Genomic DNA, 11312 nt, shown 5'->3' with positions numbered 1-11312 from the left:
GCCCGTCCCCCCTCACTCCTCCAGGCTCACTCCTCCAAGGACAGGAAGGCCTCCACCAGCCGCCACGTCTCCTCCGCCGCCCCGGCGTCCCAGTCCGGCAGCCCCGGGTCGGTGTACAGGTGGCCCGCGCCCGGGTAGCGGAAGACCTCCACGTCCGCCCCCGCCCGCCGCATCCGCAGGTACCAGGCCGTCAGCCAGTCGTGCGTCTCGAACGGGTCCGGGTCCGCGACGTGCAGCTGCACCGGCAGGTCGTCCACCGACGCGTCCTCGGCGATGTCCGCCGTCCCGTGCAGCAGCACGAGCCCCCGCGCGCGCTCGTCCCCGAGCGCCACGGTCTGCGCCAGTGAGCCCCCCATCGAGAAGCCCATGTACACCAGCCCGGCGTCCGAATACGGCGCGGCGGCGGCGACGGCCCGGCGCAGCAGCTCGTCGCGCCCGATCTCCTCCCGGATCTCCAGCCCCTCCTCCAGCGTCGGGGCCGTCCGCCCGCCGTACAGGTCGGGCACATGCACCCGGTGCCCGGCGGCGCGCAGCCGCCCCGCGGCCTCCTCGACGGCCGGCCGCGGCCCGCAGGCGGAATGGAAGAGGATGATTTCGGTCACGGTCTGAAGACGCCCTTCCCGTGGTACGCGTCCGTACGGACCCTCCGCCGCGGCGCACGACCCCGTTAGCCTGGCGGAAGGACCGGAGTCGCGCAGGAGGCTGGAGGACCCCCATGGACGATGTGTTGCGGTCACTTCTGGTGATCGGCGGCACCCTAGCACTCACCCTGGTGGTCGGCTGGGGCATCGACCGCGCGCTGTGCGCGGCCGACCGCCGCCACCCGGACACGCGGCTGTGGGGACTGATGCGCCGCTGCCGGGTGCCGCTCCAGATACTGCTGGCGTCGTCCTCGGTGAGCATCGCCTACGAGGCGTTCGACCTGCATGTGCGCCGCGGCGACGTGCTGGACAGCCTGCTGGCCACGGTCGCCATCGCCTCCGCCGCCTGGCTGACCATAAGGATGGCGGGCGCCGTCGCGGAGAACTCGCTCGCCCGCTACGAGGCGCGCACCCAGGACCAGGCCCGCGTCCGCCAGTTCCGCACGCAGCTCCAGATGCTGCGCCGCGTGGTGACCACGGTCCTCGCCGTCGTCGCGGCGGCCGTGACGATACTGCTCCTCTTCCCGAGCCTGCGGGCCCTCGGCGCCTCGATGCTGGCCTCGGCCGGTGTGATCGGCATCATCGCCGGTGTGGCCGCCCAGTCGATGCTGGGCAACCTCTTCTCCGGCCTCCAGGTCGCGTTCGGCGACTCGGTGAAGATCGGCGACTCGGTCGTCGTGGACGGCGAGTGGGGCGTGGTGGAGGAGATCTCCCTCGCCTTCCTGACCATCCGCATCTGGGACGACCGCCGGCTGACGATGCCGGTCTCGTACTTCAACAGCAAGCCGTACGAGAACTGGTCGCGCGGCGGCAACGAGCTGACCGGCACGGTCTTCCTCTACGTGGACCACGCGACGCCGGTGCCCGAGCTGCGCAAGCACCTCCAGGAGTTCCTCCTCGGCCGCAAGGAGTGGGACGGCCGCCACTGGGGCCTGGTCGTCACGGACACCACGCCGTCCGCCATCCAGCTGCGCGCGGCCATGTCCACCAAGAACTCCGACGACGCCTGGAACCTGCGCTGCGCCGTCCGCGAGGAACTGATCGCCTGGCTGCGCGACCACCACCCGTACGCGCTCCCCCGCGTCGCGACGTCACCCGCCGCCGTCGCGCCCGCGCCGGACCACCGCATGCCGCACCAGCACACCCGGCACTACGACGGCGACGGCCACCGCTCGCACAATCTGGACAACGGCCGCGTGCACTGAGCCGCCGCCCCGGGAATGCGGCGGCGCGGCAGGTGGTTGCGGCAGGGCGTGCCCCACGACCCCGCCCCGGCCGCCCGGCGGCTCCACCCCCTGCTGGCAGGCCGGTTCAGCCCCCGCGCGTTCGACCCCTCGGCCGCCGTCACCGACGAGGACCTCCACCTGCTCCTGGAGGCCGCCCGCTGGGCCCCCTCGGCGGGCAACTCCCAGCCCTGGGGCTTCCTGGCGGCCAGACCGGGCGAACGGGACCACACCCGGCTGCTGCCCCACCTCGCCCCCAGCTCCGCACGGTGGGCGGCCGACGCGGGCCTGCTCGTCGTCACCCTCGCCCGCAGGACGGTCGGCGGCTCGGGCGTCGTCTGGTCGGAGTTCGCCGACCACGACCTCGGCCAGGCCGTCGCCCACCTGACCTTCCAGGCCGCGGCCCTCGGCCTGGCCGCGCACCAGTTCCGCGCCTTCGACCTCGACGGGCTCACCGCCGAGCTGCGCCCCAGCCCCGGCTGGGCGGTCGTCGCCATGATCGCCGTCGGCAGGGCCGCCGGAGGGCCGCCCGCCGTGCGGGAACGCCGCAGCGTCGCCGATCTGCGCACCGCGCCCTGGGCCGAACCCCCGCCGTGACGGCGTGAGCTACTCCCCGTGCGGCAGGCTCGTGCGGTCGAGCGCCCGCAGCGCGCGGTCCACGACGCCCGGGTCCGCGCCCGTCTCGCTGCGCGCGTCGAGGACCTCGCGCCGCGCGGCGGCGAGGAGTTCGGCGTACATCTCGTCGATCTCGCGGATGTGCCTGGCCCGTTCGGCGGCCTGCTCGCGCAGGTCGCGTTCGGCGAGCGCCGGGGAGATCCGCACCCCGATGTCGTACGCGCGCCGCAGCAGCGCCTCCGAGACGTCCTCGTCCAGGTCCTCGCTCTCGCCCAGCTCCCGCAGCCGCCGCTTGGCGGCCTTGGCGGCGCGGACGGCCAGCTCGTGCTCCTGCCGGTCGGCGACGTCGGCGTCCGCCTGCACGCCGAGCAGCCCGACGAGCCAGGGCAGCGTCAGGCCCTGGAGCACGAGCGTGACCAGCACGACGACGAAGGCGATGAAGATGATGGCGTCGCGCTGCGGGAAGCCGCCCCCGTCGTCCAGGCTGAGCGGCACGGCGAGCGCCAGCGCGACCGTGGCCACCCCGCGCATCCCCGACCACCACATCACCACCGTCTCCTGCCAGCTCAGCGGCACGTCCTCGGCGGAGTCGGAGTCCTTGTGCAGGCGGCGGGTGATCCACGCGGCGGGCAGCAGCCACAGCAGCCGGACGCCGATCACCGCGCCGAGCACGGCGAGCGCGGCGGGCAGCAGGTCGTCCCAGCGGCTCAGGGTGGTGTCCAGGACGCGGTGCAGTTCGAGCCCGATGAGCCCGAACGCGACGCCCGTCACCATCGTGTCCACGACGGCCCAGAAGCTGCCGCCGGTCAGCCGGCCCGCGACGTCGTCCGGGTCCGCCTGCTCGCTGAGGAAGAGCCCCATCACGAGCACGGCGAGCACGCCGGAGCCGTGCAGCTCCTCGGCCAGCGCGTAGGCGGCGAACGGCAGCAGCAGCGTGAAGCCGACCCGCAGCGTCACATCGGCGAGCACGGGCCGCAGCCGCGAGATCAGCCAGCCGAGGACGAGGCCCACGGCGATCGCGACGACCGCCGAGAGCACGAGGTCGGTGCCCGCGGCGGGGAAGGAGTACGAACCGGCGACGACCGCCCCGATCGCGACGTGGTACAGCGTGATCGCCGTGACGTCGTTGAACAGCCCCTCGCCCTCCAGGATCGACACCATCCGGCGCGGCAGCCCGAGCTGCCCGGCCACGGCCGTGGCGGCGATGGGGTCGGGCGGCGCGACGAGCGCGCCGAGCGCCACCGCGGCGGCCAGCGGCAGCCCCGGCACCACGGCGTGGGCGACACCGGCGACAGCGGCGGTCGTCACGAAGACGAGCGCCACCGCCAGCAGCAGGATCGGCCGCAGGTTCGCCGTGAACTGCCGCCAGGACGTGCGGCGCACGGCCGCGTACAGCACGGGCGGCAGCACCAGCGGGAGGATCAGGTCCGGATCGATCTCGACCTGCGGGACGGGCGGCACGAACGCGAGCAGCCCGCCGAAGAGGGTCATCAGCACCGGCGACGGCAGGGCGAGGCGCTCGCCGAGCGGCACGGTCAGCAGCGACCCCAGGAGCAGGGCGAAGAGCAGGGAGAGCTGGTCCACGTGCCTAGGCGCTCTCGGCGCGCAGCACGTCGAGCGCGGACCGCAGGTCCTCCGGATAGTCGCTGGAGAAGGCGGCCCAGCTGCCGTCCTCCGGGTGGGCGAAGCCCAGTTCCTTGGCGTGCAGCCACTGGCGGGTCAGCCGCAGGCGCTTGGCGAGCGTGGGGTCGGCGCCGTAGGTGAGGTCGCCGACGCACGGGTGCCGGTGCGCGGACATGTGCACGCGGATCTGGTGCGTGCGGCCGGTCTCCAGCTTGATGGCGAGGAGGCTGGCGGAGCGCAGCGCCTCGATGAGGTCGTAGTGCGTGACGGCCGGCTTGCCCTCGGCGGTGACCGCCCACTTGTAGTCGTGCTGGGGGTGGCGGCCCACGGGGGCGTCGATGGTGCCGCTGAGCGGGTCGGGGTGCCCCTGGACGAGGGCGTGGTAGCGCTTGTCCACGGTCCGCTCGCGGAACTGCTGCTTGAGCAGCGAGTACGCGCGCTCCGACTTCGCGACGACCATCAGCCCCGACGTGCCGACGTCGAGCCGGTGCACGATGCCCTGCCGCTCGGCCGCGCCCGAGGTGGCGACGCGGTAACCGGCCGCCGCGAGCCCGCCGATGACGGTCGGGCCGGTCCACCCGGGGCTGGGGTGGGCGGCGACGCCGACCGGCTTGTCCACCACGACGAGGTCAGCGTCGTCGTGGACGATCTCCAGGCCCTCGACCGGCTCGGCCACCACCCGTACGGGCACGGCGGGCGGGGGCATCTCGACCTCGATCCAGGCGCCGCCGGTGACGCGTTCGGACTTGCCCACCTCGGCGCCGTCGAGCCTGACCTTCCCCGCGGCGGCGAGTTCGGCGGCCTTGGTGCGGGAGAAGCCCAGCATGCGGGAGAGCGCGGCGTCGACGCGCTCCCCCTCCAGTCCCTCCGGTACGGGCAGTGTGCGGGTCTCGGGCGTCTCCGGAAGCGTGCTCACCTGACCGAGTATGCCGGACGTCCCGTCAGTCGCGGTGCACGGTGCCGTCCGGGTCCATGCCGCGGAAGGACAGCAGGACGATCAGGATGCCGCCGCAGACGATCGCGGAGTCGGCCAGGTTGAACACGGCGAAGTGCTGGACCGCGATGAAGTCGACCACATGCCCCTCGAAGGCGCCGGGCGAGCGGAACAGGCGGTCGGTCAGGTTGCCGAGCGCGCCGCCGAGCAGCAGGCCGAGCGCGATGGCCCACGGCAGGCTGTACAGGCGGCGCGCGAGCCGGAAGATGACGACGATCACCGCCACCGCGATGCAGGTGAAGACGACGGTGAACGCGGAGCCGAGGCCGAAGGCGGCACCGGCGTTGCGGACCGCGCGGAAGCGCATCCACTCCCCGATGACGTCGATGCTGCGCTCGTTCTCCAGGCTGGTGACCACCCAGATCTTCGTGGCGATGTCGAGCGCGTAGGCGAAGGCGGCGACGCAGGCGACGACGGCCACCCGGCGCGGGCCGCGGACCGGGGTCGCCCCGGCCACGGCGGCCTCCGCGCCGGTGGACTCACCGGACCCGCCGGGCCCACCGGCGGCGTCCGCTCCGTCCGGTCCCTCCGCCGGCGGGGGATCGTCGGGGGTCTCGATGGTCCGCTCCGCTTCGCTCACGGGATGAGAGTACGACACTCCTGTGCGATCAGCGGAAGGCCGTCAGGGACGCCGTTCCTGTTTCTGCTTGCAGTCCACGCACAGCGTGGCGCGGGGGAACGCCTGCATGCGCGCCTTGCCGATGGCGTTGCCGCAGGTCTCGCACAGGCCGTACGTCCCGGCCTCAAGGCGCCGCAGCGCGCGCTCGGTCTGGTACAGCATCTCGCGGGCGTTGGAGGCGAGCGCCATCTCGTGCTCGCGCGTGACGTTCTTGGACCCGGTGTCGGCCTGGTCGTCGCCCGCGCCGTCGCCCGAGTCGCGCATCAGGCCGGCGATCGCCGCCTCGGAGGCGGCGATCTCGGCGCCGAGCCGGTCGGCCTCGGCGGTCAGCGCGGAACGGGCCGCGGCGACCTCTTCCTCGGTCCACGGGTCCTCGCCCGTCCTGACCGCCAGGTCACCGGCACGGGCCGTGGACACCGCGGTGGCCGACTCGTCGGCCGTGGTCTTCTTCGCTGCCACTTACGGCTCCTGTCTTTCCGGCTGTTCGGCGGCCACGGGGGACAGCGGCCGGTCACATGGTGTGATCGTGCTCGCGCATCGTGACCGGAACGATAAATCGGCCCGCCGATGCGCGGCAACGAGGGCGCGCCGGTCTGCCTGCGTTGTGCCCCACCCGGCCCCCGCGTAACCGGTCGTCGTCCCGCGGCGGCGGCCCGTACACTGGGGGCAGCGAAAGGCGTGGATGGGGACGAGTAGCGTCGTCCGGCAGCCAGGAGCGACCCGGGGACGGTGCGAGCCCGGGGGCGTGCGCGACGCGAAGATCACCCCGGAGCCGCCGGAGGAAAGCCCGCCGACCCGTGCCCGCACGGAGCGGCGGCGCGAGTAGAACCGGCGTCGCGGCCCAATGAGGGGGCCGCCGGTGACCACCGGGGGCCAAGGAGGGTGGTACCGCGGGAGCCGGAGGCTCTCGTCCCTCCGTCGGAGAACGCACTGTGTGTCCGCCGGAGGACGATCCGATGTCGCTGTACCGACCCGTACCCGCCCAGGTCGACCTGCCAGAGCTGGAGCACGGCGTGCTCGACCTGTGGCAGCGGGACAAGACCTTCGCCCGCACCCTGGAGGCGTCCGAGGGGCGGCCCGAGTGGGTGTTCTACGAGGGCCCGCCGACCGCCAACGGCATGCCGGGCGCCCACCACATCGAGGCCCGCGTCTTCAAGGACGTGTTCCCGCGCTTCCGCACGATGCGGGGCTACCACGTGACGCGCAAGGCCGGCTGGGACTGCCACGGCCTGCCCGTCGAGCTGGCCGTCGAGAAGGAGCTGGGCTTCAGCGGCAAGCAGGACATCGAGCGGTACGGGATCGCCGAGTTCAACGCGCGCTGCCGCGCCTCCGTGACGCGCCACACCGACGCGTTCGCCGAGCTGACGACGCGCATGGGCTACTGGGTCGACCTCGACGACGCCTACCGCACCATGGACCCGCAGTACATCGAGTCGGTGTGGTGGTCGCTGAAGGAGATCTTCGCCAAGGGCCTCCTCGGCCAGGACCACCGCGTCGCGCCCTGGTGCCCGCGCTGCGAGACCGGACTGTCGGACCACGAGCTGGCGCAGGGCTACGAGACGGTGGTCGACCCGTCCGTCTACGTGCGGCTGCCGCTCGTGTCCGGGCCGCTGGCCGACCGCGCCGAGCTGCTGATCTGGACGACGACGCCCTGGACCCTCGTGTCCAACACCGCCGTCGCCGTGCACCCGGAGGTGACGTACGCGGTCGCCGCCCGGGGCGACGAGCGCCTCGTCGTCGCCGAGCCGCTGCTGGGCAAGGCCCTGGGCGAGGAGTGGACCGCCACCGGCGAGACGTTCACCGGCGCCGAGATGGAACGCTGGCGCTACCGCCGCCCGTTCGAGCTGGTCGACTTCGGCGGCGCCGACGCGCACTACGTCGTGACCGCCGACTACGTCACCACCGAGGACGGCACCGGCCTCGTCCACCAGTCCCCCGCCTTCGGCGAGGACGACCTCCTGACCTGCCGCCGCTACGGCCTGCCGGTCGTCAACCCGGTGCGCTCCGACGGCACGTTCGAGGAGGGCCTCCCGCTGGTCGGCGGGCAGTTCTTCAAAAAGGCGGACGAGGCGCTCGTCGCCGACCTGGCCGGCCGCGGCCTCCTCTTCCGCCACCTGCCCTACGAGCACAGCTACCCGCACTGCTGGCGCTGCCACAACCCGCTGCTCTACTACGCACAGCCGTCCTGGTACATCCGCACCACCCGCATCAAGGACGCCCTGGTCAGGGAGAACGAGAAGACCACCTGGTACCCCGAGTCCGTCAAGCACGGCCGCTACGGCGACTGGCTCACCAACAACGTGGACTGGGCCCTGTCCCGCAAGCGCTACTGGGGCACCCCGCTGCCGATCTGGCGCTGCCCCGAGGACCACCTCACCTGCGTCGGCTCGCTGGCCGAGCTGAGCGAGCTGTCCGGCACCGACCAGTCGCGCCTCGACCCGCACCGCCCGTTCATCGACGAGGTGGTGTTCACCTGCCCAGCCGAGGGCTGCGCGCTGACCGCGACACGCGTCGAGGAGGTCATCGACGGCTGGTACGACTCGGGCGCCATGCCGTTCGCCCAGTGGGGCTACCCGCACCGCAACCGCGAGGTCTTCGAGAAGCGGTACCCGGCGCAGTACATCGCCGAGGCCATCGACCAGACACGCGGCTGGTTCTACACGCTGATGGCCGTCGGCACCCTGGTCTTCGACCGCTCCAGCTACGAGAACGTCGTCTGCCTCGGCCACATCCTCGCCGAGGACGGCCGCAAGATGTCCAAGCACCTGGGCAACATCCTGGAGCCCATCCCGCTGATGGAGCAGCACGGCGCCGACGCCGTCCGCTGGTTCATGGCGGCCGGCGGCTCCCCCTGGGCGGCCCGCCGGGTCGGTCACGGCACGATCCAGGAGGTCGTCCGCAAGACGCTCCTCACGTACTGGAACACCGTCGCCTTCCAGGCCCTGTACGCGCGGACCGCCGAGTGGGCCCCCGGCGCGGAGGACCCGGCGCCCGCCGACCGGCCGCTGCTCGACCGCTGGCTGCTGAGCGAGCTGAACGCGCTGACCGCCGCCGTCACGACGGCCATGGAGAACTTCGACACCCAGCGCACGGGCAAGCTGATCTCCACCTTCGTCGACGACCTGTCCAACTGGTACGTCCGCCGCTCGCGCCGCCGCTTCTGGCAGGGCGACCGCGCGGCGCTGCGCACGCTGCACGACGTGCTGGAGACCGTGACGCGGCTGATGGCGCCGCTGGTCCCGTTCATCACCGAGCGGGTCTGGCAGGACCTGGTCGTGCCGGTGACCCCGGGCGCGCCCGACTCCGTGCACCTCGCGAGCTGGCCGGAGGCGGACCTGACGCTGATCGACGCCGACCTGTCCCAGGACATGCTGCTGGTGCGGCGCCTGGTCGAATTGGGCCGCGCCACCCGCGCGGAGTCCGGTGTGAAGACCCGCCAGCCGCTGTCCCGCGCGCTGGTCGCGGCGCAGGGCTTCGAACTGCTCGGCGACGACCTGCGCGAGCAGATCGCCGAGGAGCTGAACGTGTCGGAGCTGGCCGCGCTGTCCGAGATCGGCGGCTCGCTGGTGGACACCTCGGCGAAGGCCAACTTCCGCGCGCTCGGCCGCCGGTTCGGCAAGGGCACGCAGCCGGTCGCCCAGGCCATCGCGGCGGCCGACGCGGCGGAGCTGTCGGCGGCGCTGCGCGCCGGGACGGCCTCGGTCGTCGTGGACGGCGAGGAGGTGATGCTGAGCCCCGAGGAGGTCATCATCACCGAGACGCCGCGCGAGGGCTGGTCGGTCGCCTCCGACCCGGGCGCCACCGTGGCGCTCGACCTGGAGATCACGCCGGAGCTGCGCCGCGCGGGCCTCGCGCGCGATGTCATCCGGCTCATCCAGGAGGCGCGCAAGACCAGCGGCCTCGACGTCGCGGACCGCATCGCGGTGCGCTGGGCGTCGGACGACGAGGAGGTCCGCCGGGCCCTGGCCGACCACCAGGCGCTGCTGTGCTCCGAGGTGCTGGCCACGGACTTCGCCGAGGAGACCGCCGCCGAAGGGGAGGGCTACGGCGAGGAGTTCGGCGACAGCGCGCTCGGCATCACGTTCCGCCTGCGCAAGAGCTGACCCCGGGGGCGCGCCCGCCGAGGGCGCGCCCCGCACGGCGGGACGCAGAAAGGGGTGGGCCCCCGGACCTCGTCGGTCCGGGGGCCCACCCCTTTGTTCTGACTGTTCTGTCCGTCAGGCCTCGTGTGTCAGGCCGTCAGTTGTCGTCCTCGTCGATCAGGAAGCCGCGCATCGGCGACGGCGCCTGCTGCACCGGCTGCGGACCCTGCGGCCGCACCGGGGCCATCGGCTGCGTCATGGCGGGCGACATCTGCTGCTGCCCGCCGCCGTACGACGGTCCCTGGGCGGGCGCGTGCCCGCCGTGGGGGCCGTGTCCGCCGCCCATCGTCTGGTTGCCGCCCATCGTCTGGTGCCCGAGGGACGAGCCGTTCGGGGCGCCGGCCGACGCGAGGGACGGCGGCGACGGGGGAAGCGACGGCGCGGACGAGGGGGTGCGCGGCGGCGCCAGCGAGTCGTCCGACTGGCTCTCCAGCTGGCGGAGCTGGCTCTCCAGGTACGACTTCAGGCGCGTGCGGTACTCCCGCTCGAAGCCGCGCAAATCCTCGACCTTGCGCTCCAGCGTGGCGCGTGCGGACTCCAGGGAGCCCATCGCGACGCGGTGCTTCTCCTGCGCGTCCCGCTCCAGCGCGTCAGCCTTGGCGCGTGCGTCACGCTCCAGGCCCTCGGCGCGGCTGCGGGCCTCGCCGACGATCTTGTTGGCCTCGGAACGGGCCTCGGCGATCGCCTGGTCCGCGGTCTGCTGGGCGAGCGACAGCACGCGGGCCGCGCTCTCGTTGCCGCCCTGCTGCTGCATCGGGCCGGGACCGCCCATGGGGCCGCCGTGCTGTTGCATGCCGGGACCGCCGTGGCCGCCCATGCCCATGCCGGGGCCGCCGTGCTGGGCCATGCCCTGGTTCATCGGCACCGGAGCACCGGGGTGCCCCTGCGGGCCGCCGGGGCCCATCGGGCCGCCCTGGCCCATCTGGCCGGGACCGCCGGGGCCCATCGGGCCGCCCTGTCCCATCGGACCGGGGCCGCCGGGACCGCCCTGGCCCATCTGGCCGGGCTGACCCATCTGGCCGGGCTGGCCCATCGGACCACCCTGACCCATCGGGCCGCCCTGTCCCATCGGACCGGGGCCGCCCGGATGCCCTTGGGGACCGCCGGGACCGGCGGGCAGTTGGGGCGGGCCGCCCATCTGCTGCTGTTGCTGCTGCATCCCCTGCGGTCCCGATATGGCCGGCGGGCCTCCCTGCCGGTCCTGCGGTTCGGGCTTGCGCATGTTCTGCTGGTTCTGCGCGGCGGCACGCGTGGCGGCGGCCAGCTTGGCGCGCAGATCCTCGTTCTCCCTGAGCAGCCGGGTCAGCTCCGCCTCGACCTCGTCGAGGAAGGCGTCGACCTCGTCCTCGTCGTAGCCTTCTCGCAGACGGACGGTCGTGAACTGCTTGTTCCGAACGTCCTCGGGGGTCAACGGCATCTCTTCACCTCAGCGTGTTTCGTCGGATATAGGCAAGG

At 73.3% G+C, this 11312-nt stretch carries 9 protein-coding genes; 3 read left to right on the top strand and 6 right to left on the bottom strand.

What is annotated here, in order from left to right:
- Positions 1–26: 26 nt before the first annotated feature.
- The gene (locus ACIBPC_RS05775; RefSeq protein WP_398841521.1) at positions 27–602 is read right to left on the bottom strand and encodes a dienelactone hydrolase family protein; all 576 of its coding nucleotides are present in this window, start codon (positions 600–602) and stop codon (positions 27–29) included.
- Positions 603–715: 113 nt separating this feature from the next.
- Between ACIBPC_RS05775 and ACIBPC_RS05770 the strand changes: the two genes are divergently transcribed.
- Together ACIBPC_RS05770 and ACIBPC_RS05765 are read left to right on the top strand one after the other, a co-directional pair.
- Positions 716–1846 (top strand): mechanosensitive ion channel domain-containing protein, encoded by a 1131-nt coding sequence (locus ACIBPC_RS05770; RefSeq protein ID WP_362963221.1) that lies wholly within the window; start codon positions 716–718, stop codon positions 1844–1846.
- 48 nt (positions 1847–1894) lie between these two features.
- Complete coding sequence (locus ACIBPC_RS05765) at positions 1895–2461, top strand: nitroreductase family protein (RefSeq protein WP_398841519.1); 567 nt, start codon at positions 1895–1897, stop codon at positions 2459–2461.
- 9 nt (positions 2462–2470) lie between these two features.
- Here the strand turns inward: ACIBPC_RS05765 and ACIBPC_RS05760 are convergent, their stop codons facing one another.
- From ACIBPC_RS05760 to ACIBPC_RS05745, 4 genes are read right to left on the bottom strand one after another with little or no spacing between them, the layout of a single operon-like run.
- The gene (locus ACIBPC_RS05760; protein ID WP_362963225.1) at positions 2471–4063 is read right to left on the bottom strand and encodes a Na+/H+ antiporter; all 1593 of its coding nucleotides are present in this window, start codon (positions 4061–4063) and stop codon (positions 2471–2473) included.
- A gap of 4 nt (positions 4064–4067) precedes the next feature.
- Positions 4068–5018, bottom strand: a complete 951-nt coding sequence (locus ACIBPC_RS05755) for an RluA family pseudouridine synthase (RefSeq protein ID WP_362963227.1) — start codon at positions 5016–5018, stop codon at positions 4068–4070.
- Between the two features lie 25 nt (positions 5019–5043).
- Positions 5044–5676, bottom strand: coding sequence for a signal peptidase II (gene lspA, locus ACIBPC_RS05750; RefSeq protein ID WP_362963229.1), 633 nt, complete (start codon positions 5674–5676; stop codon positions 5044–5046).
- 42 nt (positions 5677–5718) lie between these two features.
- Positions 5719–6174 (bottom strand): TraR/DksA family transcriptional regulator, encoded by a 456-nt coding sequence (locus ACIBPC_RS05745; RefSeq protein ID WP_398841517.1) that lies wholly within the window; start codon positions 6172–6174, stop codon positions 5719–5721.
- 497 nt (positions 6175–6671) lie between these two features.
- Between ACIBPC_RS05745 and ileS the strand changes: the two genes are divergently transcribed.
- Positions 6672–9818 (top strand): isoleucine--tRNA ligase, encoded by a 3147-nt coding sequence (gene ileS, locus ACIBPC_RS05740; protein WP_398841515.1) that lies wholly within the window; start codon positions 6672–6674, stop codon positions 9816–9818.
- A gap of 136 nt (positions 9819–9954) precedes the next feature.
- Here ileS and ACIBPC_RS05735 read toward each other — a convergent pair whose 3' ends face one another.
- On the bottom strand, positions 9955–11274 hold the full coding sequence (locus tag ACIBPC_RS05735; protein ID WP_398841513.1) for a DivIVA domain-containing protein: 1320 nt from the start codon (positions 11272–11274) through the stop codon (positions 9955–9957).
- Between the last annotated feature and the right edge of the window lie 38 nt (positions 11275–11312).

The sequence above is a fragment of the Streptomyces sp. NPDC049879 genome (genome assembly GCF_044461265.1).
GTDB lineage: Bacteria > Actinomycetota > Actinomycetes > Streptomycetales > Streptomycetaceae > Streptomyces.
Note: the sequence above shows the minus strand (reverse complement) of the source record. Positions and strands in the feature narration are given on the sequence as shown.